This window comes from Bacteroides sp. DH3716P, from assembly GCF_025914115.1.
In the GTDB taxonomy this organism is placed as follows: Bacteria; Bacteroidota; Bacteroidia; order Bacteroidales; family Bacteroidaceae; genus Bacteroides; species Bacteroides ovatus.
This window is the reverse complement of record NZ_CP083673.1, coordinates 4,040,819-4,066,305: the sequence shown is the minus strand read 5'-3', so window position 1 is coordinate 4,066,305 and position 25,487 is coordinate 4,040,819. Positions and strand designations below refer to the sequence as shown.

Annotated in this window: 24 protein-coding genes; 21 read left to right on the top strand and 3 right to left on the bottom strand. The window is 35.8% G+C overall.

Features of this window, described 5'->3' with window-relative positions; translation table 11 throughout:
• Nucleotides 1-235: 235 nt before the first annotated feature.
• The 21 genes from KQP79_RS15280 (at nt 236) to KQP79_RS15175 (ending at nt 24,224) form a co-directional block, all read left to right on the top strand.
• A complete protein-coding gene (locus tag KQP79_RS15280) occupies nt 236-1,180 on the top strand; it encodes a tyrosine-type recombinase/integrase (protein WP_138343471.1) in 945 nt (314 codons plus the stop codon).
• Between the two features lie 356 nt (nt 1,181-1,536).
• Complete coding sequence (locus KQP79_RS15275; RefSeq protein WP_264386537.1) at nt 1,537-2,220, top strand: UpxY family transcription antiterminator; 684 nt, start codon at nt 1,537-1,539, stop codon at nt 2,218-2,220.
• A complete protein-coding gene (locus KQP79_RS15270; RefSeq protein ID WP_171036014.1) occupies nt 2,198-4,612 on the top strand; it encodes an SLBB domain-containing protein in 2,415 nt (804 codons plus the stop codon). The genes KQP79_RS15275 and KQP79_RS15270 overlap by 23 nt, the downstream gene beginning before the upstream one ends.
• Before the next feature lie 12 nt (nt 4,613-4,624).
• Nucleotides 4,625-5,761, top strand: a complete 1,137-nt coding sequence (locus KQP79_RS15265) for a chain-length determining protein (protein ID WP_004309189.1) — start codon at nt 4,625-4,627, stop codon at nt 5,759-5,761.
• A gap of 20 nt (nt 5,762-5,781) precedes the next feature.
• Nucleotides 5,782-7,191 carry an undecaprenyl-phosphate glucose phosphotransferase gene (locus KQP79_RS15260; RefSeq protein ID WP_004309190.1) on the top strand — a complete coding sequence of 470 codons (1,410 nt, stop codon included), beginning with the start codon at nt 5,782-5,784 and terminating at the stop codon, nt 7,189-7,191.
• 171 nt (nt 7,192-7,362) lie between these two features.
• On the top strand, nt 7,363-8,142 hold the full coding sequence (gene rfbF / locus KQP79_RS15255) for a glucose-1-phosphate cytidylyltransferase (protein WP_004309191.1): 780 nt from the start codon (nt 7,363-7,365) through the stop codon (nt 8,140-8,142).
• A 3-nt stretch (nt 8,143-8,145) separates the two neighbouring features.
• Nucleotides 8,146-9,225 carry a CDP-glucose 4,6-dehydratase gene (rfbG, locus tag KQP79_RS15250; protein ID WP_004309192.1) on the top strand — a complete coding sequence of 360 codons (1,080 nt, stop codon included), beginning with the start codon at nt 8,146-8,148 and terminating at the stop codon, nt 9,223-9,225.
• Nucleotides 9,222-10,142, top strand: coding sequence for an NAD-dependent epimerase/dehydratase family protein (locus KQP79_RS15245; protein ID WP_004309193.1), 921 nt, complete (start codon nt 9,222-9,224; stop codon nt 10,140-10,142). The genes rfbG and KQP79_RS15245 overlap by 4 nt, the downstream gene beginning before the upstream one ends.
• Nucleotides 10,129-11,283: a UDP-galactopyranose mutase gene (glf, locus tag KQP79_RS15240; protein ID WP_004309194.1), complete on the top strand. Its 1,155-nt coding sequence runs from the start codon at nt 10,129-10,131 to the stop codon at nt 11,281-11,283. The genes KQP79_RS15245 and glf overlap by 14 nt, the downstream gene beginning before the upstream one ends.
• A gap of 62 nt (nt 11,284-11,345) precedes the next feature.
• A complete protein-coding gene (locus tag KQP79_RS15235; protein WP_004309195.1) occupies nt 11,346-12,359 on the top strand; it encodes a glycosyltransferase family 2 protein in 1,014 nt (337 codons plus the stop codon).
• A 273-nt stretch (nt 12,360-12,632) separates the two neighbouring features.
• Nucleotides 12,633-14,159, top strand: coding sequence for a lipopolysaccharide biosynthesis protein (locus KQP79_RS15230; RefSeq protein WP_008771199.1), 1,527 nt, complete (start codon nt 12,633-12,635; stop codon nt 14,157-14,159).
• Nucleotides 14,159-15,031 carry an alpha-1,2-fucosyltransferase gene (locus tag KQP79_RS15225; protein WP_004313284.1) on the top strand — a complete coding sequence of 291 codons (873 nt, stop codon included), beginning with the start codon at nt 14,159-14,161 and terminating at the stop codon, nt 15,029-15,031. The genes KQP79_RS15230 and KQP79_RS15225 overlap by 1 nt, the downstream gene beginning before the upstream one ends.
• A gap of 1 nt (nt 15,032) precedes the next feature.
• Nucleotides 15,033-16,100, top strand: coding sequence for an acyltransferase family protein (locus KQP79_RS15220; RefSeq protein ID WP_004309199.1), 1,068 nt, complete (start codon nt 15,033-15,035; stop codon nt 16,098-16,100).
• A gap of 30 nt (nt 16,101-16,130) precedes the next feature.
• Nucleotides 16,131-16,706 (top strand): acyltransferase, encoded by a 576-nt coding sequence (locus KQP79_RS25905; RefSeq protein ID WP_008777184.1) that lies wholly within the window; start codon nt 16,131-16,133, stop codon nt 16,704-16,706.
• A gap of 34 nt (nt 16,707-16,740) precedes the next feature.
• The gene (locus KQP79_RS15205) at nt 16,741-17,823 is read left to right on the top strand and encodes a glycoside hydrolase family 99-like domain-containing protein (protein ID WP_004309201.1); all 1,083 of its coding nucleotides are present in this window, start codon (nt 16,741-16,743) and stop codon (nt 17,821-17,823) included.
• Nucleotides 17,824-17,897: 74 nt separating this feature from the next.
• Nucleotides 17,898-18,638, top strand: coding sequence for a glycosyltransferase family 2 protein (locus KQP79_RS15200; RefSeq protein WP_008771196.1), 741 nt, complete (start codon nt 17,898-17,900; stop codon nt 18,636-18,638).
• Between the two features lie 12 nt (nt 18,639-18,650).
• The gene (locus KQP79_RS15195) at nt 18,651-19,781 is read left to right on the top strand and encodes a glycosyltransferase family 4 protein (protein WP_004309203.1); all 1,131 of its coding nucleotides are present in this window, start codon (nt 18,651-18,653) and stop codon (nt 19,779-19,781) included.
• 40 nt (nt 19,782-19,821) lie between these two features.
• The gene (locus KQP79_RS15190) at nt 19,822-21,039 is read left to right on the top strand and encodes a hypothetical protein (RefSeq protein ID WP_004313286.1); all 1,218 of its coding nucleotides are present in this window, start codon (nt 19,822-19,824) and stop codon (nt 21,037-21,039) included.
• Nucleotides 21,040-22,257 carry a glycosyltransferase family 4 protein gene (locus tag KQP79_RS15185; protein WP_004313287.1) on the top strand — a complete coding sequence of 406 codons (1,218 nt, stop codon included), beginning with the start codon at nt 21,040-21,042 and terminating at the stop codon, nt 22,255-22,257. It abuts the gene before it with no gap.
• 569 nt (nt 22,258-22,826) lie between these two features.
• Nucleotides 22,827-23,630 carry a glycosyltransferase gene (locus KQP79_RS15180; RefSeq protein WP_004309206.1) on the top strand — a complete coding sequence of 268 codons (804 nt, stop codon included), beginning with the start codon at nt 22,827-22,829 and terminating at the stop codon, nt 23,628-23,630.
• Nucleotides 23,631-23,990: 360 nt separating this feature from the next.
• Complete coding sequence (locus KQP79_RS15175; RefSeq protein ID WP_264386536.1) at nt 23,991-24,224, top strand: DUF4248 domain-containing protein; 234 nt, start codon at nt 23,991-23,993, stop codon at nt 24,222-24,224.
• Between the two features lie 62 nt (nt 24,225-24,286).
• Here the strand turns inward: KQP79_RS15175 and KQP79_RS15170 are convergent, their stop codons facing one another.
• From KQP79_RS15170 to KQP79_RS15160, 3 genes are all read right to left on the bottom strand, one after another.
• Nucleotides 24,287-24,730: an N-acetylmuramoyl-L-alanine amidase gene (locus KQP79_RS15170; RefSeq protein WP_118032945.1), complete on the bottom strand. Its 444-nt coding sequence runs from the start codon at nt 24,728-24,730 to the stop codon at nt 24,287-24,289.
• 16 nt (nt 24,731-24,746) lie between these two features.
• The gene (locus KQP79_RS15165) at nt 24,747-24,845 is read right to left on the bottom strand and encodes a smalltalk protein (protein WP_004303901.1); all 99 of its coding nucleotides are present in this window, start codon (nt 24,843-24,845) and stop codon (nt 24,747-24,749) included.
• Between the two features lie 70 nt (nt 24,846-24,915).
• A complete protein-coding gene (locus KQP79_RS15160) occupies nt 24,916-25,404 on the bottom strand; it encodes an HU family DNA-binding protein (protein WP_004296631.1) in 489 nt (162 codons plus the stop codon).
• Nucleotides 25,405-25,487 lie beyond the last annotated feature (83 nt).

Below are 25,487 nucleotides of genomic sequence, written 5' to 3'. Positions count from 1 at the left end.
GTTAAGTTCAGGTTGTAGGTTTTAATGATATATGGTTTGATTTCCCTTTTTCCCCTCTTTTATAAGTTAAATGCATGGTTATTGAAAATACTGCATGGCTTCACTTATTTTTTTTAGAAATAATTCGAATTTCTATCTAAAACAGTAATTAAATTTAAAATCGTGGTTCATTTTATCTATAATCTTACTATATTCCGCACGTTTTTAATAACACGTATGAGATAAGTTATAATTTATGGAAAAAAATCGATTTACTATTTGTGCAAACAATTACATCGACTGTTTGCGACAAGAGGGTCGTTATTCTACGGCCCATGTGTATAAACACGCTATTCGTTCTTTTTCGCAGTTTTGTGGAACTCAATCCATCACGTTTAGTAAGATAAACCGTGAAACTCTAAAGAGGTATAGTAACTATCTGATGGCTTCCCGTTTGAAGCCCAATACGATTTCTACGTATATGCGTATGTTGCGTAGTATCTACAATCGTGGTGTCGATATGCATCAGGCTCCTTATGTACATGGTTTGTTCCGGGATGTTTTTACCGGGGTGGACACACGTCAGAAGAAAGCTATCCCGATCGGCGAACTTCACATGCTATTAAACAAAGATCCTCAATCGGAAAAGCTTCGCCGGACGCAGGCCATTGCCAATCTGTTATTTCAGTTTTGTGGAATGCCTTTTTCTGATTTAGCCCATTTGGAAAAGTCCAATCTGGAGCGGGGGCTTTTGAAGTACAATCGTACCAAGACCGGTACTCCTATGAGTATAGAAGTGCTGGAGTCAGCGCAGAATGCAATTGGGGGATTGTACAATAAATCTGACGCCCGGAGTTCTGGCTATCCTGATTATCTTTTCCGGATATTAAGCGGAGCGTACAAGCGGAATGAAGAAGGAGCCTATCGTGAGTATCAGTCAGCTTTGAGATGTTTTAATAATGAGTTGAAAAGCCTGTCCAGAAAATTAAGGCTACATTCGCCCGTCACGTCGTATACGCTTCGTCATTCTTGGGCTACGACTGCTAAGTACAGAGGTGTACCTATCGAAATGATTAGCGAATCACTAGGACACAAATCTATTAAAACAACACAGATATATTTAAAGGGTTTCGAATTGGAAGAAAGAACAAAAGTAAATAAATTGAATTATTCTTACGTTTGCAATTTTAAAATGCTCTGATTTATATTATTAAAGCATTATGGATTAGGGACTTAATGCTGGTGTTACTTCTTAGGTAACGGAATTATATTCGCTACAAAGATAGGTAAAAATATTAATAGCAAACAAACAATAAACTTCTTTTTTTCCTTTTTCTCTAAAATATGCAACATAAATCTATCTGAACATGAAGGATAACATCTTCATGCTCAAAGGCTTTTTATTACCTAAATTCAAGAATGTTTTATATTGAATGTTAGGTGCCCGCTTTTATATTCCCTCATAATCGATTTTTTTCTTTTTTCACAGCGATGTGTATTCTATATGTGTGTTGTCCGTTACCTAAGAAGTAACGGATGAACATGGGGTAAAAAAATATGATTTTAACGAAACCGAAATCAGTAAATGCCGGGCCTAGTAGTGGGACAGGGGAAGGCGTAGCACACTCAAAACGCTGGTATGTAGCACTCGTTCGAATGCATCACGAGAAAAAAGTTGCCGAGCGTTTGTCTAAGATGGGAATTGATTCTTTTGTTCCCGTTCAACAACAAATCCATCAATGGAGTGACCGTCGTAAGATGGTTGATACAGTCTTACTCCCAATGATGGTTTTTGTACATGTCAATCCAAAAGAACGTATGGAAGTCCTTTCATTTTCTACGGTCAGCCGTTATATGGTGATGCGTGGAGAGAGTACTCCTGCCGTTATTCCTGACGAGCAGATGGCCCGTTTCCGTTTCATGCTCGATTATTCCGAAGAAGCAGTCTGTATGAATGATACTCCNCCTGCCGTTATTCCTGACGAGCAGATGGCCCGTTTCCGTTTCATGCTCGATTATTCCGAAGAAGCAGTCTGTATGAATGATACTCCACTAGCGCGTGGTGAGAAAGTTCGTGTCATAAAAGGTCCTTTGAGTGGACTTGTTGGCGAACTTGTGACTGTAGGCGGGAAGAGTAAGATTGCCGTTCGTTTAAATATGCTTGGCTGTGCTTGTGTAGATATGCCAATCGGTTATGTAGAACCCACAAAGATCACCAATGACAACACGAAGAAAATTTAACGTATTTCTATTCATTCTGTTGCTGGGAGTTTTTTCTCCTTTAATGGCTCAAAATATGAGCGACTCCCAAGTTCTTGAATATGTCAAGGATGGCATCCGCCAGGGTAAAGAACAGAAACAACTAGCTTCTGAACTGGCACGTAGAGGTGTGACCAAAGAACAGGCAACTCGTGTGAAGCAACTCTATGAGCAGCAAAACAATGTCAATGCTTCCAATGCAACGGGTACCGACATCAATGAATCACGCCTTCGTGAGGAAATGAAAGAAAACACTTCCGATATGCTGGAAGACCACCCGAGCACTCAAGACCTCGCACTTGGGAACCAGGTTTTCGGACGAAATATTTTCAACACCCGTAACCTTACTTTTGAACCCAGTGTCAATATCGCCACCCCCTTGAACTATCGTCTGGGTCCCGGTGATGAAGTGATTATCGATATCTGGGGAGCCAGCCAGAACACTATCCGCCAACAGATTTCTCCTGACGGCACGATCAACATTCAGAAAATAGGTCCTGTCAACCTGAACGGACTAACTATTGCTGAAGCCAATGACTATCTCAAAAAAACATTAAACAAGATATATAATGGTCTTAATAATGCGAATGATCCCACCTCTGACATCCGTCTGACTTTGGGCAGCATACGTACTATCCAGATCAATGTAATGGGTGAGGTTGTCCAACCGGGCACTTACTCCCTCTCTTCTTTTGCCACAGTCTTTCATGCACTTTACCGTGCGGGTGGAGTCAGTGACATAGGAAGCCTTCGCAATGTGCAGCTGGTACGTAACGGCAAAAATATCGCCACGATCGACGTCTACCAATTTATCATGAAAGGAAACATTCAGGATGACATTCGTCTTCAGGAAGGCGATGTAGTAATAGTCCCCGCCTATGACGTATTGGTTAAGATCGACGGAAAAGTGAAACGCCCGATGCGTTTCGAAATGAAAAAGGATGAAAGTCTATCCACTCTTATCAGCTATGCCGGTGGCTTTGAAGCCGACGCCTACACCCGTTCCTTGCGTGTCGTACGTCAGAACGGACAGGAATATGAAGTAAACACAGTCAAAGACCTTGACTATAGTGTCTATAAAATGCGAAACGGTGATGTTGTGACCGCCGAAGCCATCCTTAATCGTTTCATCAATAAACTTGAAATCCGTGGAGCCGTTTATCGTCCCGGCATCTACCAGTTGAATGGAAAACTGAATACTGTCCGTGAACTGGTAAACGAAGCCCAAGGCCTGACCGGTGATGCCTTCTTGAACCGTGCCGTTCTCTACCGCCAGCGTGAGGACTTGACTACCGAAGTTGTTCCTGTAGACATTAAAGCTATCATGGACGGTACTTCCCAAAACATCATCCTGATGAAAAACGATATCCTTTATATTCCTAGTATTCATGACCTGGAAGACAGAGGCAACGTCGTAATCCATGGTGAAGTAGCCAAACCTGATTCTTATCCTTATGCTGATAACATGACCCTTGAAGACTTGATCATTCAGGCAGGTGGCTTGCGTGAAGCCGCTTCTGTAGTCCGTGTAGATGTATCCCGTAGAATTAAGAATCCTCGCAGTACAGTAGATAACGATACTATCGGCCAGATATATACATTCTCCCTAAAAGAAGGTTTTATTGTAGATGGAACCCCTGGCTTTGTCCTTCAACCTTATGATGAAGTTTATGTACGTCGTAGTCCGGGGTATCAAGCTCAACAGAATGTGGTTGTTGAAGGTGAAATTCTGTTCGGAGGCTCTTATGCTATGACCAGTCGTGAAGAACGTCTTTCGGACTTAATCAATAAAGCGGGAGGTGCAACGAATTATGCCTACTTACGTGGTGCCAAATTGACTCGTGTAGCCAATGCAAGTGAAAAGAAACGCATGGGTGATGTGGTCCGCTTGATGAGTCGACAGTTGGGTGAAGCTATGATGGACTCATTAGGTGTTCGTGTGGAAGATACCTTTAGTGTTGGTATTGACTTGGAGAAAGCATTAGCTAACCCTGGAAGTACAGCAGATATTGTCTTGCGTGTGGGTGATGTAATTTCTATTCCGAAAAATAATAATACAGTAACGATCAATGGTGCCGTAATGGTCCCGAATACGGTTTCTTATATGGAAGGAAAGAATATAGACTATTATCTGAATCAGGCTGGTGGTTATTCTGAAAATGCAAAGAAGAGTAAGAAATTTATAGTTTATATGAATGGCCAAGTGACTAAAGTGAAAGGTAGTGGTAAGAAACAGATCGAGCCGGGATGTGAGATAATTGTGCCTAGTAAGGCTAAGAAAAGGACTAATATGGGTAATATTTTAGGGTACGCTACTACATTCAGCACATTGGGAATGATGGTTGCTTCTATTGCTAACTTAATAAAGAAATAACGAATTCCTTTTATGACTACTTTGATAGAACAAAAATCTGAAAAAGATATAAAACAAAAACGGAATAATCATACGGATGAAGAGATCGAAATTGATTTGATGGGTGTTCTTCGTAGGATTATGGGTATTCGTAAGAAGATTTATAAGGCAGCCGGTATCGGACTGATAATTGGCGTTATTATAGCAATCAGTATTCCTAGGCAGTACACGGTTGAAGTGACTCTTTCTCCGGAGATGGGAAGTGCTAAAGGTGGTGGTCTATCTGGTTTGGCAGCTTCTTTCTTGGGAAGTGACGTTACTATGGGTGATGGCAGTGATGCTTTGAATGCTTCTTTATCTGCAGATATTGTATCTTCCACTCCTTTCTTATTGGAACTTTCCACAATGAAAATACCTGTATTGAAAAATGAAATGATGACCTTGAATGCTTATCTGGATGAGGAGTCTTCTCCTTGGTGGAGTTATGTAATTGGATTTCCTGCTATGGTAATTGGTGGAGTAAAGTCTTTGTTTATTGAAGGTGAGGATGAATTCATATCTTCTGATAAAGTAAGTCAGGGTACAATTGAATTATCAAAGAAAGAGTTGGGTAAGATTGGTGTTTTAAAGAAAATGATTGTTGCCTCTGTAGATAAGAAAACATCCATGACTTCCGTTGCCGTAACCTTGCAAGAACCCAGAGTGGCTGCTGTTGTTGCAGATTCGGTTGTGAAAAAGTTGCAGGAATACATCATTGACTATCGTACTTCCAAGGCGAAAGAAGACTGTATCTACTTGGAGAAACTTTTCAAAGAACGTCAGCAGGAATATTATGCTGCCCAAAAGAAATATGCTGATTATTTGGATTCTCATGATAATATCATTTTGCAAAGTGTTCGTGCCGAACAGGAACGTTTACAGAATGATATGAGTCTTGCTTACCAGATATATAGCCAAGTTGGAAGTCAACTTCAGGTCTCTAGAGCCAAAGTTCAGGAGGAAAAGCCTGTGTTTGCTGTTATAGAGCCTGCAGTAGTGCCGCTGACTCCTTCAGGAACCGACAAAAAGATATGTGTGCTGGCATTTGTATTTCTGTCTGTTTGTATTGTTATATTCTGGCATTTATTGGGAAAAGATATCTTGAATAAGTTTAAAGAAATCCGGGCTTAAATATCCATTAGTAAAGTGTTATGGCATCAACTAACCAGATAAATAAAGTTGTAGAGTCTATTGTAGTTTTGGGAGACCTAATTATCCTGAACCTGTGTTTGTCTCTGCTCCTTTTCTTTTGGAAGAAAGCGTTTATAAATTTGCCGTTTTCTTGTACTGTTTCTTTTATGATGGCTTCTCTTACTCTCTGCTATCTGGCTTGTTTCGGATCTCGTGGGAGGGTTTGGGACAGTAGGGGGATTCGTGCAGATCAGCTCGTATTACGTGTATTGAAGAACATTATAGCCTTTTCTATCTTTTGGGCATGTATTATGACTTTTAGTGGAATTTCTATTTTTTCTCCTCTTTTCTTTGTCTCTTATTTTTTTATTCTCTTTCTTGTTTTAAGTATTTACCGCATTATTATTCGTCATTTGCTGATAGTTTATTGCACGAAAGGTAAACATAGGCGCTATGCTGTATTTATAGGTGGAGGTAATAATATGCAGATGTTATATGAGGAAATGGAGAGTTCTTTGGCATCTTCTGTTTATGAGGTAGTCGGTTATTTTGATATTAAATCGAATGACACTATTTCCTCCCAATGTCCTTATTTGGGTAGTCCTGATGGTTTCTCGGACTTTATGTCCGTACACACAGGAATTAAGCATGTTTTTTGTTCTTTGTCAATGGAGGAAGGACGCTATAACTTTTCTATCATGAATTATTGTGAGAACCATTTACTTTATTTTCATGGTGTTCCTAATGTTTGTAAGGGTTTTCCCCGTCGTATCTGGCATAGTATGGTTGGTAATATGCCAATTTTGAATTTGCGTTATGAACCTCTAGGTAAGATGGAGAACCGTATATTAAAACGGATATTCGATATTGCTTTATCTGGTATTTTTCTGGTTACTGTTTTTCCTTTTGTTTATCTCATTGTGGGAAGTATCATAAAGTTTACTTCTCCCGGTCCTATACTTTTTAAACAAATGCGTACCGGTTTGAATGGCGTCGATTTTGTGTGTTACAAATTCCGTTCAATGAAAGTAAATGATGAAGCTGACAGCAAACAGGCAACGGCTGATGATCCCCGGAAAACTCGTTTTGGAGACTTTCTTCGACGTTCTAATATTGACGAACTTCCACAGTTTATAAATGTTTTTAAAGGTGAAATGTCAATAGTCGGTCCTCGTCCTCATATGTTGTCTCATACGGAGATTTATGCTCGGTTAATTGATAAATATATGGTTAGACACTTTATTAAGCCTGGAGTGACCGGATGGGCGCAAATACACGGTTTTCGTGGTGAAACCAAAGAACTTTCACAGATGGGAGGACGTGTGAAGGCTGATATCTGGTATATGGAGCATTGGACAATATTCCTAGATTTATATATCATTTATAAGACTATAGCAAATGTGGTCATTGGAGAAAAGAATGCGTATTAAGATTGATGATCAATTTAAATTAGTCAAATATATTGAGATAATACTACTTACCCCTGTTTGCAATAGCATATAGAGAACCTATAGAAAATTGTCTATTTTCTATGGGATATTTTTAAAGATATATTTTTAGAAGTAGATATAGAAACAGGGGCTTATAATTTTTTCCTGTATATGAAAGCTGTAATTTTTGCAGGTGGCTTGGGTACTAGATTGTCCGAAGCAACCAATTTAATTCCTAAGCCGATGGTTGAAATAGGAGGAAAACCTATCCTTTGGCATATCATGAAGACTTATAGTCATTATGGTATTAATGAGTTTATTATTTGTTGCGGTTATAAGCAATATGTAATAAAAGAATATTTTGCCAATTATTTTCGGCACAATAGTGATATGACAGTTGATTTATCTAATAATTGTGTTGAAATTTTGGATAACCATTCAGAAGATTGGAGAGTGACTATGGTTGATACAGGGTTGAATACCCAAACAGGTGGTCGCTTGAAGCGGGTACAGAAATATATTGGTGCTGAACGTTTCGTTCTTACTTACGGTGATGGGGTAGCAGATATTAATATAGCAGAGAGTATTAAAGAACATGAATTATCAGAATGTGCCATTTCATTGACGGCTTATAAACCTGGAGGAAAATTTGGTGCGTTACAAATTGACTTGGAAAGTAACAAAGTGCTCTCTTTTCAAGAAAAACCAGATGGTGATCGCAATTGGATAAATGCAGGTTACTTTGTTTGCGAACCTGAAATTTTAGAATATATTCCCGAAAATGATGATACTGTTATTTTCGAGCGTAAACCTCTCGAAAATTTAGCAAAAGATGGTAAAATGCATGCTTATCGTCATACTGGTTTTTGGAAACCGATGGATACACTGCGTGATAATGTAGAATTGAATGAGATGTGGGATAAGGGGCTAGCTCCTTGGAAAGTTTGGTAAATAATGAGTATAGATATATTTAACAATTTCTATAAAGGAAAACGTGTTCTTGTAACTGGACATACTGGTTTTAAAGGTAGTTGGCTTTCTATTTGGCTTCATGAACTTGGTGCAGAGGTAGTTGGTGTAGCGAAAGATCCATATTCAGAAAAAGATAATTATGTTTTATCGGGAATAGGAAAGAAAATTAAAGCTGACTTACGTGCCGATATTTGTGACAGTCAACGAATGAAAGAAATCTTTCAGACATACCAACCTGAAATTGTTTTTCATTTAGCTGCTCAACCTTTAGTGCGTCTAAGTTATGATATTCCTGTTGAAACATACGAAACGAATGTGATGGGAACAATAAACATTTTAGAGGCTATACGAGTAACAGATAGTGTGAAGGTCGGTATTATGATAACTACGGACAAATGCTATGAGAATAAAGAGCAGATTTGGGGATATCGTGAAAATGAACCGATGGGAGGATATGATCCTTATTCCAGTAGTAAAGGGGCGGCAGAGATAGCCATTGCCTCATGGCGCAGAAGTTTCTTCAATCCTGACCAGTATGATAAACATGGCAAGAGTATTGCTAGTGTTCGAGCAGGTAATGTGATTGGTGGAGGCGATTGGGCATTAGATCGTATTATTCCAGATTGCATTAAAGCTCTTGAATCCGGTAAGAATATTGATATTCGAAATACTAAATCTGTCCGTCCATGGCAGCATGTATTGGAACCATTGAGTGGCTATATGCTTTTAACTGCAAAAATTTGGGAAGAACCAACAAAATATTGTGAGGGATGGAACTTCGGGCCTCGTGCGGAAAGTATTACCTCTGTATGGGATGTGGCAAATGATGTAGTCAAGAATTATGGTAGTGGTGGGCTCAATGATATCTCCATCCCCAATGCTCCTCATGAAGCTAGATTTTTAATGCTTGATATTAGTAAAGCTAAGTTTCAACTAGGCTGGGAACCACGTATGAATATTCATCAATGTGTTGCTCTTACTGTTGACTGGTATAAAAGGTATACATTTGAGAATGTATATAGCTTGTGTGTTGATCAGATTAAGCAATATTTAATCAAATGAAAAAAGTAATAGTTGTAGGTGCTAATGGCTTTTTAGGGAGGGAATTATGTAAGAAACTGGCATCCAAAGGTATTGCAGTTGTTGCTTTAGTTGCTAAAGGAGGTGATTACTCTTTTGCAAAAAGCTTGCATAATGTCAACTGTATCGAATTTGATTTATCGCGGATTGTTGATTGGGATGGAATTGAGGAGATAAAAGGTGCTGATACAATGTTCTATATGGCTTGGGCGGGTGTTAGCTCAACTTATAAAAATCAAGTCGAAATTCAAGTTTCAAATATATTGTATGGAATACAAGTGATGGAGTTTGCCCATCGTAATGGAATTTCTAGAGTAATTTTTCCAGGTTCTGCATCCGAATATGCTTGTGGTAATGAAGTTATTAATGGGCGCAGTATTCCATCGCCTTCTGATTTGTATAGTGCTTCCAAGGTAGCAACCAAGTTCTTGTGTCAAACCTATGCAAGACAAAATGGTATTTCGTTAATTTGGGCTGTAATTACAAGTATTTATGGTCCTGGTCGTAATGATGAAAATTTGATAACCTATTGTATTAAGACATTGTTAAAAGGTGAAAAACCATCTTTTACAGGGCTTGAACAGCAGTGGGATTACTTGTATATTGACGATTTAATTGATGCGCTAGTTGCTGTTGGTGAAAAAGGAATAGGAGGAAAGACATATCCTATTGGGAGTGGTGAAAATAAACAAATAGTAGAATATGTCAAGATTATACGTGATATGATTGATCCTACCTTGCCTTTAGGAATTGGAGATATACCTTATAAAAATAAAACTATTGATAATCAGATACTTGATATATCAGAATTAAATGAAGATACAGGATTTACAGCAAGGTATAGTTTTGAGTCTGGAATAAAATTGACAATAGATTACTATAAAAATGCGATTAAGTAATTTTGATTATATTATAGCTGGTGCAGGTTTGAGTGGAAGCACATTTGCACGATTGAGGGCTGAAAAAGGCTCTAAAATTCTAGTGATAGACAGGCGATCCACTGTAGCTGGTAATCTTTATGATGAAACTAATATGTATGGCATATTAGTTCAGCAGTATGGACCACATATTTTTCATACTAATAGTGAGGAAGTATATTCATTTATAACTAAATATCATAAATGGAATCCCTTTAAATTAAGGTGTTCTGTTGATATGTGTGGACAACAAACACCTTCTCCTTTCAATTTTAAAACCATAGATCAGTTTTATGCTACAGATAAAGCTGAATTAATTAAGGAAGCTTTGCTATTAAAGTATCCTAATCAAAGTACTGTAACAATCGTGGAATTATTGAACAGTGAAGAGCCTCTTATTAAGCAGTATGCACAAATGCTTTTTGATAATGATTACAGTCTTTATACAGCAAAGCAATGGGGTATTAAAGCTAGTGAAATCGATATCAATGTATTGAAACGAGTTCCAGTTCGCTTAGATTATAAAGAGATGTATTTCTCTGATAAGTACGAGTGTATGCCAGAGGGTGGTTTTACTTCCTTCATTAAGGACCTTTTGGATCACGATAATATTGAATATATAAACAATGAGGATGCACTTAAATATATATCTTTGAATGATCAAGACCATAGGATTGAATTCCATGGTTTAGAAGTGTCCACTAATTGTAAATTAGTATATACAGGTGCTATTGATGAACTTTTTAATTATGAGTTTGGAAAATTACCATATCGCTCTTTAACATTTAAATATGAGACTTTGAATGAGGAGTTATTTCAAGCAACTCCAGTAGTGGCTTATCCTCAGGTTGAAGGATATACCCGTATAACAGAATACAAGCAGCTCCCTAAACAAAATATTTTAGGGATTACAACTATTGCTTATGAATATCCTATGATGTTTGAGGAAGGTAAAGCGGATGAACCATATTATCCTGTTCCAACAGATGATACAGCTATGCTTTATTCTAAATACAAAGCAAAAGCTGGGAATTATGATAATCTAATACTATGTGGGCGGCTGGCTAATTATAAATATTATAATATGGATCAAGCAATCCTTGCAGTATTACGTTTGACATAAATATAAATCAATTGTTAAATTACTTAAGTTATTAATATACTCATATTATAAACAACAAAAACATGTTTAAACTATCTATTTGTCAACCAACTTATAATCGTGTATATTTTATTAAAGATACAACTACCAAGATAATTGAACAAATTCTTTCTGAACATAGAGAGAATGATGTTCAGCTGTGTTTTTCTGATAATGGCTCTACTGACGGAACTAAAGATATCATTGAAGAAATGAAAAGAAAATATCCTACTATTAACTTTAAAATAAATTATTTTGGTGAAAATCGTGGTTTGGATGCTAATCATGAACAAGTAATGAAAATGGCTGATGGAGAGTGGTCTATTCTTAAAGGTGATGATGATTATTTAATGGATGGAGGACTAAATAAGATATTCAATTTATTAGATCAAAATCAAGATGTGGATGTGATTGTATCAAGCCCCATTGGCATGTCTCCTGAACTAAAGCCATTACAACCTATTTATTTCCTTCGTGAAGAAGTAGAGTCTTTAAAGGTGAACTTTAAAGATGAGATGGCAATGCGTAATTATTTTTTATTATGTAACAACATACTAGGATTAGGAACGTTTATTTCGTCAGTTATATACAGAACTGAAGCCGTTAAAAATGTAGAAGCGCCTGTAGCTTTGAAAGGTTGTTTTTATATGAGCTTGTTTTTCTATTGGAACTTCTTATCTAAAGGAAAAACATTGATGTACTCAAAAGAATCGTATTTATATGCAATGATGCCCTATGCTTCTCCCTATGCTTCAGGTGTTAAACGTGATGCCATTGATTTTCGAGCAATCTATGAAGTGGGAGACCGACTTCTTCCTGAAAATCTTAAATATGATTTTTATCAAGTATGTAATCGTATGTATAAATACTATTCATATATACCACGAGATCAAAGAAAAGATTTTGATAAGTATCTAAAGCCATATTTATTAAAAATGAAACATCCAATGGCTAATGAAATTATTAGAAATACATCTTCAATGATTTACCTTAAATTATTTATTGCTTCATTATTGTCAAGTAAACAGGTTTGTAGACTTAAGAACACTTTTAAGTAATTATATATGCTCTTAAATATACAGAAGGATAATAATGATGAGTTCTACAATTTGTGTATGGCGATTTTCATAAAGACTATTTAATTAAATTTTATTTAACCTGTTTTGGAGACTATTGTTAGGTGTTTCTCTCATGTGGATAGTTATTCGCATAGACGAGTTATTACAGAAGAATAGGATTGTAAATGCTTTATTGTTGGGGCACTTTAAATAACATGATTAGCCCCATTTTACTTTAGAATGTCAAATAATTCTGCAGATAATAAGCGTATAATGAAGAATACCGTATATCTATATATACGATTGTTCTTATCAATGGCTATTGGCCTATACACTAGCAGGGTAGTGCTGGAGATACTTGGAGTAGATGACTTTGGTCTCTATTCTTTGGTAGGAGGCTTTGTTTCTATGTTGTCTATTCTGACAGGAACTTTTTCAGGTACGGCTGCTCGTTTTATTACCTATGAAATAGGTATAGGAAATCCTGAAATTTTGAAAAGAACAATATCTACAATTATAAATTTGCTTATTATTATTGCTATTGGTGTATTTATTATTGGACTTGTTGGGGGGACATACCTAATAAGTACATATCTCAATATACCGCCAGAGCGAATGAATGCGGCTTACTTTGTTTTTTATTGTTCTTTATTTGTATTCTCAATGACACTTCTTGCAGTGCCGTATCAAGCAATCATTATAGCTCATGAACATATGAATTTTTATGCCATAATGAGTATATTTGAATCTGTTGCTAAGTTGATTGTAGTTTTGTTTTTGCCTTATGTTTCGTTTGATCGTTTATATTTCTATGCCTTTCTTCTGGCTTTGATAAGTGTGATATCTCGTGTTGTTTATGGAATATATTGCAATCGTCATTTTAAAGAATCAAAATATCATTTTATTCTGGATAAACATATATCCAAACAAATGACTTCCTTTTCTGTATGGATGGGGATTGGAACAGCATCAGGTATTTTAAAAGATCAGGGCCTGAATATTATTATAAATATATTTTATAGCTTAACAGTAAATGCGGCACGTGGTATCTGTATGCAGGTGATGTCTGTTTTTAGTAGTTTTGCTTCAAATATAGGACTTGCAATATCACCACAAATAACAAAATCTTATAGTCAAGGTGATATTAAACGTAGTATCAGCTTGACTTTCGCTTCTGCTAAAGCACAGGGGTATCTTGTTCTTGTAATGATGATCCCATTTTTATTAGAGTCACATTATATACTTACAATATGGTTGAAATCGTTTCCTGTATACACTCAGGAGTTTGTATGTTGGGGAATACTGATAAGCTTTATACATGCGATTACAGGTGCTTTTGGCCCAATTTATTTGGCGATGGGACGTATTCGGAATTTACAGCTGGCAGGCAGTCTCCTTAATTTTATGTATTTGCCTGTTTGTTATCTCTGTTGTGAGAGGGGAATCAATGTTATTATTTGTATGCAACTGGGGTTCGGGCTAGAAATACTTTTATTTTTTATGAGCTATTTCTATCTTAAAAAAGTGATGAGTTTTCCTTTCTGGCATTTTTTGGGTAGAGTTGTTATGCCTATGCTTTTGGTAGGGATAATTACATTATGTGCTGTTTATTGCGTTAGGATTATATTGAAAGATGAATCTTTTACTCGTTTGATCCTGTCCACCGTAACTTCATTTGTGATCTTCTCTATTTCGGCTTATTTTATAGGAATTGATGATTCAGAGAGAAAAATAGTAAGAGCAGCGTGGGTAAAACGGTTCGGTAAGTATAGGAATAATATAAATAATTTTACTGTATAATGGATGTTGTTGTTATATTTAATGGTTTGGGAAATCAAATGTCTCAGTATGCGTACTATTTAGCTAAGAAGAAAGTAAATCCTAACACAAAAGTAATATTTGATATCATGTCAAAGCATAATCACTATGGATATGATTTAGAACGGGCATTTGGTATAGAGGTGAATAAAACATTGTTGATAAAGGTTTTACAAATTATCTATGTATTAAGTAGAAAATTTAGACTATTCAAGAGTGTTGGTGTTCGAACAATCTATGAACCTCTCAATTATGACTACACGCCGTTATTGATGCAGAAAGGACCTTGGGGGATCAATTACTATGTGGGTGGATGGCATTCCGAAAAAAATTTCATGAATGTACCTGATGAAGTCAAAAAAGCATTTATGTTCCGTGAACAACCTAATGAGGATCGATTTAATGAATGGCTTCAGGTTATTCGTGGTGATAATAGTAGTGTTTCTGTCCATATTCGACGGGGAGATTATATGAATATAGAACCGACTGGTTATTATCAATTGAATGGTGTAGCTACATTGGATTACTACCATGAAGCAATTGATTATATTCGGCAATATGTGGATACTCCTCATTTCTATGTTTTTTCTAATGATTTGGATTGGTGCAAGGAGCAATTCGGAGTAGAGAATTTTTTTTATATTGAGTGTAATCAAGGTGTAAATTCATGGCGTGATATGTATTTGATGAGTGAATGTCATTATCATATTAATGCGAATAGTACATTCTCATGGTGGGGAGCTTGGCTATGTAAATTTGAAGATTCAATTACTGTTTGTCCTGAACGCTTTATAAGAAATGTTGTAACAAAAGATTTCTATCCTGAACGGTGGCATAAAATAAAATCTTGTTGATATGGATAATATTACATCAAGAACTATTGAGCGGTTACGTTTCCCGATGACTGTATTAGTTTTATTTATTCATGTTCTACCATTTGCAGCATCTCAAGGTGGCATAGAATATACATTCCCTTTTAATACCGATTCATGGTCTCATAGGTTTATTTATTTCTTTAATTGGATATTTCCTCGTGTGGCGGTCCCTATGTTTTGTATCATATCTGGCTATTTATTTTTTCAAGGATTGAATACTGTTGATTGTTTTAAGGAAAAGTATAAATTAAAATTAAAATCAAGAGTAAAAACGTTATTGATACCTTATTTATTATGGAATATTATATTTGAAATTTGGAGACTTTTTATGATATCGTCTGATAAGTTGGAACTTCTCCCTAAAAGTTTTTTCTTATTGTGCAAAGAGATTTTTAATTCATTTTGGGGTATGTATGCTCCTTCTGATGCACCTCTTTGGTATGTTCGTGATTTGATGGCTGTTATGGTGTTGGCTCCTATCATTTTTTTTGTGATAAATAAATGTGGTAAATATGTTGTTATAGTTTTGACTTTTATCTGGTTATTAGGTTTGTGGCCTAGATTGCCTATTGTGCCTGGTATAGATATTATACTATTTGTTACATGGGGAGCATATTTTGCCATGAAAGGGATAGAGCCCTTTAGAAAAATGGCATCACTTACAGGATATTGGCCTGTTTATATAATTTCGTTATTATGGGCTGTTTGGGAATATGATGAATTAGCATATAACTTTCCAATTAGATTAAGTATCTTATTAGGGCTATCTTTGGTCTCTGCATTATTCTTATATATTGATAAACATGAAATGAATGTTCCAAAGATACTAACTGCAAGTTCTTTTTTTACATATTGTCTTCATTGGATTTATGTTGCTCCTTTAACATCATGTGTAGTATTTATGATACAACCAGAAAGTGAAATAACAGTAGTTTTAATTTATTTTGCGTGCATCTTTTTGACGTTAATAATATCTTTATTATCATTCTTAATATTGCGTATTCTTTCTCCACGGCTACTATTATTATTTACAGGTAGCCGAGGATAAATATTCTGTTTGATTTAAAATAGTTACATCATGCTGAAAAATATTATTAAAAAGCTAATCGCTTACATATTTCGTCCAGAATATAAATTTGCTAAGAGAGGAGATAAATGTTTTATAGGCTCGAATTGTATAATCAATTCGGCATCTATGATTGAATTAGGCAATCATGTATCTATTGGTCCTAATGCTGTTTTGTATTGTATTTATAAAAAAATAATTTTTGGAAATAATGTTCTTTTAGGCCCTAATGTTACTATGGTGAATGGGGATCATAATATGAGGAAAATAGGAGTTCCAATAATTGATAATAATGAAAAAGAGGCAAGTGATGATGCTGATATCATAATAGAAGATGATGTGTGGATTGGTGCAAATGTTACGATTCTAAAGGGTGTTACAGTAGGTCGTGGAGCCGTGATAGCTGCTGGTGCAGTTGTAACTAGATCAATACCACCTTATTGTGTTTCAGGAGGAATTCCAGCACATGTGTTGAATATAAGATTCACTATAGAACAAGTAAAGCAGCATGAGGGAATTCTTTATAGTGAAAAAGATCGCATGAAGGACGGACAACTACAGCACCTTGCTTCGTTTGCAACAAAGTAATTATGAATATATAAAGAATAAACAGTAGTATATTATGTCAAAACCAAGATTGATCGCATTTTATCTTCCACAATATTACCCTACGAAAGAAAATGATGAATGGTGGGGAAAAGGATTTACGGAGTGGACAAATGTAGGTAGGGCGAAGCCTCTATTTAAAGGGCATTATCAGCCTCGTGTTCCTGCAGATTTGGGATATTATGATTTAAGAGTTCCAGAAGTTCGAATTCAACAAGCGGAAATGGCAAAGAATGCTGGCATTGAAGGGTTTTGCTACTGGCATTATTGGTTTGCCGGTAAACGAATGCTAGATAGAGTTTTTGGAGAAGTAGTAGAAACAGGTAAGCCTGATTTTCCTTTTTGCTTATGCTGGGCTAATCATTCATGGTATGCAAAGACATGGGACCCTAATAAGCCTTCTAAATTATTGATAGAACAAACTTATCCAGGTATTGAAGATTATGAAGAACACTTCTACGCCATGTTGCCTGCATTTAAAGATAGGCGTTATATTAGAATAAATGAAAAAATACTATTTGCCGTCTATGATCCATTGAATATCCCAGAACCGCAATTATTTATTGAGACATGGAATCGGTTGGCTAGAGAAAATGGATTGGAAGGTTTCTATTTTATGGGATTTACTATTAAGGATAGCTTGAAGCAAGAAATCCTTAAGGTAGGCTTTGATAGTGTATTGGTGGATTTTGTATTTGGAGCTAGTGAAAAAAGTGGAACTCTTCCGAATATATATATAAAAAAAATATTAAGGAAATTATTAAGGAAACCAATAACGATTGAGTATAGTCAATATTCTCAATATTTATTAAATAATTACATAGTTAATGAGAATGTTTATCCTTCTATATGCCCTAACTATGATCATTCACCGCGAAGCAAATTTCGTGGAACTATAATCGTTAATAGTACTCCCCAAAAATGGAAGAAACTTTGTCATGAGATGTTTTCAAAAGTATCTGTGCGTTCTGCAGAGGACAATCTGGTTTTCATAAAAGCTTGGAATGAATGGGGGGAAGGAAATTATTTGGAACCAGATTTAAAATATGGGACTCAATTTTTAGATGTGATTAGAGACGTTTTAGAAAAGGTTAAATAGAATCATAAAATTTGTATGTAAGAAAAAGATTGTATAATGCTCTATTCCTGTACACTATTGGGATTGTTAATTCTATGAAAAAGATAATATCAATTATAATTGCTACATATAATGCAGAAAAGACTCTTAAGCGCTGCTTGAATAGCATTGTTTCTCAAAAAAAAGACCAGTTGGAATTATTAATTATCGATGGATGCTCTACAGATCGGACAATGGATATTGTCAGAGAGTTTGCAGAGAGTATTGATGTTATTGTTTCGGAAGTAGATAAAGGGATTTATGATGCGTGGAATAAGGGCATCCGTTTGGCTACGGGGGAATGGATTATGTTTTTGGGTGCTGATGACTATTTATTGGAAGGTGCTATGAATGTATATTGGAATTATCTAAAAAAGCAGACTTTGGATGGTATCGATATAATAACGGCGCAAAGTAAATTAATTGATGCTAAAGGGAAATATAAGAGAGTATTCGGGAATCCATATAATATAAAAGAATTTCGATGTTGTATGAAAATTTCTCATGGTTCGACATTACATAATAGAAAGTTATTTGATGAATTGGGGAATTTTGATATCTCATTTAAAATTTGTGCAGATTACGAATTTTTGCTTCGTAAGAAATTGAATGCTAGGTATATTGAAACACCTACTATAGCCATGCAAGTGGGAGGAGTTAGTAATACAATCAGAGGGCTTTGGGAGAGTTTTAAAGTTAAGCGTTATTGTAAGTCAATTCCTCTTTTGTTGAATGTATATTATTTGACAAAAGGTGTCATTGGATATTACATGCGGAAAATTAAGATAATTAATTAAGATATATTAGTGATGAGAAATAAAATAATAGGATACGTTTCTGCTGAAGACCCTTTCCGAGACAAAAAGGCATGGAGTGGTACGAAATATAAAATAAGGGAAGCTCTCCAAAATGCTGGTTATGAAGTGGTATGGATTTCTTGTAAACCAAGTAAAATATGTTTTATATTTTTGAAAATATTACTTAAAATGCTTTTTGGGAAAAAAGCCATAGTAGAACATAATCGGTATTATTTTAAGCTTTGCGCCAAACATATAAATATGAATAAAGTACGATTGTGCGACTATATTTTCTTTCCTGGTGGGGCGCAAATTAGTGCTTTTGTTAATTTTGAGAAACCGATAATTTATTATACAGATGCAACCTTTCATATTATGATAGATTATTATTGGCATGGTTTGTCCTCATGGTTGATTACTCAAGGGGAACACTATGAAAAAGAAGCGATTAAGAATGCGTTTATTAATATTCGTTCTTCTCAATGGGCAGCAGCTTCTGTTATCAACGATTACGATGGGTGTCTCCAGAGAAATTATGTTCTTGAGTTTGGAGCAAACTTTGATGACAAGGATCTTTTGCATGCTACTCCTTATAAAAGTGGAGCTTTGAATATCTTATTTTCAGGTGTAGACTGGATTCGTAAAGGAGGGGAAGTTGCTGTTAAAACGGTGCAACTTTTAAATAAGCGTGGGATTAACTCTTGTCTGTTCATTGTAGGGCTTTCCGAAATACCTCTAAAATATGCGAATCTTCCATTTGTTCGAATAATGGGATTTCTGGATAAGAATAATCCGGAGCATTACCGAAAGTATGTAGATATAGTGAAGAACTCTCATTTACTTTTATTACCAACTAATGCGGAATGTTCTGCTATTGTTTTTAGTGAGTCCTCTGCATTCGGTTTGCCTATTTTTACTTATGATACGGGAGGGACAGGGAATTATGTAATAGATGGTGTAAATGGTTATAAACTTCCTCTAGCAGCACGCGAACAGGAGTTTGCGGATGCTATTGAAAAGAGCTTGGAATCAAATGAATTTCTTCAATTACATAAGGGAGGAATAACGCTTTTTAATGAAAGACTAAATTGGAGCACTTGGTCAAAGAGATTCAGGAAAATAATGGAAGAAAACAATCTTTAATCCAGAATTATTTACGAATGCATTTAGCCTTGTGTTTAATATGAAAATGCGTCTTTCTATCACATTGAAATTATCGCTTGTTTGGTTTGTGTTGGCAGGAATGGTTCTAGGTCGATATACTGAACCCGCATTTCTAATAATAGCAACTTTATTTATAATGCTCCAACTTAATAAAGTATATGTAAGTACTTCTTGTTTGTTTGTAGGCACTCTTTTTTTCTTTCATTCATTGTCAATGGTTGTGTATAATGGCTATGATACTGGAAAACTATTTCAGCAGATTGTGCTATTGTTTACTTGTGTGTTTTGTTATTATCAGATTTTTCGGTATTGTCAGATACCTGTTTCTGAATGGTTCCGTAGATATGTGAGTTTAGTTTATATTTTGTCCATTATAGGCATTGTTCAATTTGTCATTATGTCAGCGACTCAAATAGATATCTTTCCTTATACATTAGATGGCACGATGACACAGAATACGGGTAGGTTGCATGCAATGTTAATGGAACCAGGATCTTTCACTGCTTTTTCTATACCAGCCGCTGCATATGTTTTTTTGGCTCCGGGATTTATGAAATATAATCGAATGAAGTCTCTAGTCATTGGGATCGCTTTAATACTGACATTGACCACCAGTATGATTGTTGCAGTTGTGATTATCCTATTTCTTAAGTTCTACTACTATTTTAAATATTTAAGAATTGGTCTTGTGGTATGTTTCATTGTGGGTGTGTGTTGGTGTATTAATAATAGGGATATTTTATCATCTTCTGAATATTTCGTGAATCCACAATTAAGAGCTATTCAAGAGAAGATAACACAAACCTTATCTATGGTTGAATATGCGGAGCCTGAAGATTTTGAGCACTTAAATACGAGTTCGTATGTGATATTGACTAATTATTGGATTGCTTTCAATGCTCCCTGTCGCATTTTGGGTACAGGGTTGGGTACACACGCCCAGAATTATGAGCGTATGTATAAATCAGACTTTGGTGGATATGGATTGAATAAAGATGATGCTTATTCGATGTTTGCCCGGCTGTATTCTGAATTTGGAGTGTTAGGACTTTGTCTTTATGCTTTTTTTCTAATAAGGTATTATAATAAGGATAATATTATAAGCCTCTGTCTTATTGTATTTTTTATTTCTTATTTGATAAAAGGCGGTCATTATATGCTCTATGGGACAGCTTTCTTTCATATTGTTTATTATTTTATTTCTCCTTACAAAATAAACTGTTTCAAAAAAATATAGATGCTTAAAAATATAGTAATTGTTAATGATTGTGCACATATAGAGGGAGGGGCTGCAAGTGTTGCCATAAATTCTGCTATTGGGTTAGCGAAACATTATTCTGTATATCTATTTTCTGCCGTTCAGCCTATTGATAGGAGGTTGGAGGAGGTCGGCGTGCGCGTTATATGTATTGGGAAAAAGGACATATTGCATGATGAGAATCGGATTCGTGCAATATCTAAGGGATTGTGGGATAACGAAACAAAGCGAGTGTTTGAACGCCTTTTAGCTACGTTGAGTCCCGTAGAGTCTATTATACATTTTCATACGTGGACAAAAGCGTTAACCGCTTCGCTCTACGCTGTTACAGCCAAAATGGATTTTAAGACGGTGATAACACTTCATGATTTTTTTTGCTTTTGTCCCAATGGAGGGTTTTATGATTATCAACGTAATGAGATTTGCTTTAGGAAACCGATGAGTTATTCATGTTTGACTTGTAACTGCGATGTCCGAAGCTATCCGCAGAAAATATGGCGAAGTATAAGAATGGCGATTCAGAATCATGTAATGGCAAAAAATAAGAAAATATATTTCATATCAATCTCGGCGTTGACTCGAAAGATTTGTATGCAGCTGATGAATGATAGTCGTAAAATATATACGATTGCAGATCCTGTAGAAATAAATGAGAATCAATTACCTAATAAATTATTAAATAACGATGTTTATTTGTTTATGGGCAGATTATCTCCTGAGAAAGGAATTGGGCTGTTTTGTCAAGCTGTAACGGATTTGAATCGGAAAGGAATAGTATTGGGTGAGGGATATTTGAGAAGCGAATTAATGGAAAAATATCCTAATATACAATTTGTTGGGTGGGTTGCAGGTAAAGATAAACAAGCCTACTTTAAAAAAGCAAAAGCTTTGGTCTTCACTTCGTTATGTTATGAAACGTTTGGTTTATCTGTGGCGGAAGCTAGGTCTTATGGAATTCCTTGTATAGTTCCAGATTCTTGTGCTGCAAGTGAACAGGTTATTGATGGAGAAACAGGTTATTTATTCAAAACAGGAAATTTGGATTCTTTAAAAGAGGTGCTTGTCAAATATGAGAATGCTGATATCCAAGTAATGCAAAATAATATTGTAAATAATTTTATTGCAGACGATTGGAGCTTGATATCTCATATAAAGAATCTAGTACAAGTATATAATGAAATAATTACAGAATCGTGAATAAGTTAAAGTCTACTCATTTCTGCTAGGTATATATCATTAAAGGTATAGTGATCGTTTCGGTATTTTTCGTTGTAGGTGTTTTTTCTTAAAAGCAGAAAAACGATTTTCCCCTGTCAGATTTATCAAAGGGAAGATGAATCGCTTTTATCAATTGTTGTTGTACTTTCATATTCTAGTAGTATTGTTACAAAATGTGTGGCTGAATATTGTTTTTTATGATGCAGTGGCTGATTATGGTAGAAAATATATGGAGTATGGGATAGAAAATGGAACAGTAGGTAAGGCATGGGCGTGGTAAGGAGTCATTTTATATTATAGCTTTACACTTTGTTGGCTTTAAACTCTGTACATTGATGCTAAGTGTATTTGATATAAAATTATAGTTGTTGAGCCTCATGGCACCAGCTGGTAGAAATATTTTACAAACATTGCTATGTTTATGCTTTGGTATAATTATTCTCTTTAATATTTATTGAGATGGTTAGGAGAGGATAGAAAGCTCTGGGGAGAGCTGTCTATTTATTTAAATAATGTCGAGCTAATAACAATTTCTTATATTATTTTTAATGATAACAGTTTCTATTGTAACTTATAAAACAGACTTGGTAGAACTTGCTAAGTGCTTAACTTCTTTGCTTTCTCCCTTGATATCTAAAGTGTATATAATTGATAATTCAAGCCAGCAGTATATTGCCGATTTTTGTAAAGAATATGCTAATGTAGAATATATCGGCAGTAGAAATGTGGGGTATGGTGCAGGACACAATCAAGCTTTGCGTAAGGTTTTGAAGTCAAAGAGTAAATATCATTTGATACTAAACTCAGATGTCTATTTTGACCCGAGTGTGTTGGAGCAGTTGGCTGATTATATGGATTTAAATGAAGATGTAGCTCAAGTACAACCTAATATTATATATCCCGATGGAAGAATGCAATATACCTGTAGATTATTGCCAACACCAGTTGATCTTATTTTCCGTCGATTTCTACCAAAGAAAATGATAGAAAAAAGAAATAATCGATATATACTTAAGTTTAATGATCATACACAGGCTATGAATATCCCTCATCATCAAGGAAGTTTTATGTTTTTCCGTATTGAATGTTTCAATAAGACTGGTTTGTTTGATGAACGATTCTTTATGTATCTTGAAGATATTGATCTTACTCGAAGAATACATAAGTATTATCGAACAATGTTTTGGCCAGGGGTTACTATTGTTCATGCTCATCGTGCTGCTTCATATAAAAGTAAAAAGATGCTTATAATTCATATTCGGAATGCGATTAAATATTTCAATAAATGGGGATGGGTATTTGATAGCGAACGAAAAAAATGGAACAAGCGGTTATTAAAAGAATTGTTATGAGTGATTAGGTGATATAATTGATGTGTATAAAAATAAGAAATGGTATAAAATAAAATGTTGAGATGTAATAAACACGTGAGTGTTTCGTATGTGAGATGAAAAAAATGTAGGTCCCTAGCTTCATGCTGTAAGGGCATGATTCTCCTACATTGTGGATTGGAAATCGTACGACGGTACATTTCTGATCTACGCCCTGACATCGGAGGTTAAAGCCGATGTGAATTTCCCACTATATCAACTGTCTGTGAAGATCGTTGATATTTTTTACTCTCATTATACTGGATAATAATATCAGTTTTCTTTGTTTATATGTTGAAATATTTGTAACTTTATAGCATAGAAAACAGTAATAAAGAAACAATGGAACATTCAGACTTTGTAGTGAAATGTTATAATAAACAAGAGTTAGCCCAGATGTATTTTCCTGATCTGACGATTCGTGCTTCGGTCAAAAAACTTCGGAGGTGGATGAGGAGATGCAAGCCGTTGATGAATGAAATACTATCTACTGACTTTCATCCGAAGACAAAGGCATTTTCTGTGAGAGAAGTGCGGCTTATTACCTATTACTTGGGAAAGCCGGGGGAACTGTAAATGATATAAACATAAAAAAGAACTACGGGAGACTGCACTTTCGCGAGCTCCCGTAGTTCTTTTTATATATTCATATACTCTTTTCGACTGTCAAAACAGGGGCAAGCCTTATGAATCGAAGCACTAAGCTGATAATGTCCCAGGATTTGCGCATCCGGATATTGATGTTTGAGAATCGTCAACAAGTCAAGTAGCGCGAAGCGCTGCGCCTGTGTTCTTGTATCCGCCGGACGACCTGCTTCATCCAACCCGCCTTCATAGCAAATTCCAATACTATGCCGGTTGAAACCGCGGCAATGTGCACCGGGCTCTGATACCGGGCGACAATGGTGAAGTTCCCCATTACGGGTGATGTAAAAATGATACCCTATGTCCTTGAAACCTCGTTGCAGGTGACATTGTCGAAGCTGCTCTACGGTGAAGGAAACATTGCAGCGCGTCGCGCTGCAATGAATCACCAACAACTTAATCTCACGTGGGAGATAGTTTTCTTCTGAATTTTCCATATCGGTCAGCAGGAGATTAATGTCCCACGCAGGACGTTACACCGATAGCCGAAATGATCGAAGTCGCGATAGTTACAATAAACTGGAGAATGTTTTTCCAAAGTTGCTTTTTCATATAAATTTGAATTAAAGAATAAATACTACTGATACATTATGAACTCAAGAACCAGTCAACAACCGGTTGATTAAGCTGCCGGGTCCGGAGCTTCCCCGCTGCCGGAACCTCCCTGATTATCATCACCGCCATCATCAGGAAGCGGATCTTTATCCGAATCAGTGGAAGAATCACTTTTATACAATGTATAATCCAATGTCTTACACAACTTGCGGAGATCACTACCCGGATAGAAGAGCACTTTGCCCTTATCAATGCATGATGCCTTGAATTCCTTTGCCGTATCGGTAGGAGTACCGGTCTTGATACTCATACGGAAATTACCCAGGTCACCCATCTGGACGATATTTCCTTCATCCAGTACATTGACGATTTCGAGCAAAAACTCACCGATACAACCTTCCAGTTCCCCTTTGGAATAAGAAGAGCGTTCAGTGATACGTTTACAAACTTCCTTGACCGTCACTTTACGACCGCTACGCGCCACTGCATAAAATTTCGGAGTTTCACTAGGTTTCAACAGGTTCTTACGAGCCATGAGAGTGTAATTCTGTGCCATAACTTTTAATTTTAAATCATTAATTTTTAATTGTTTAATTGCCTTGTAATCGATTACATGACAAAAGTACTACATCGGGAAAG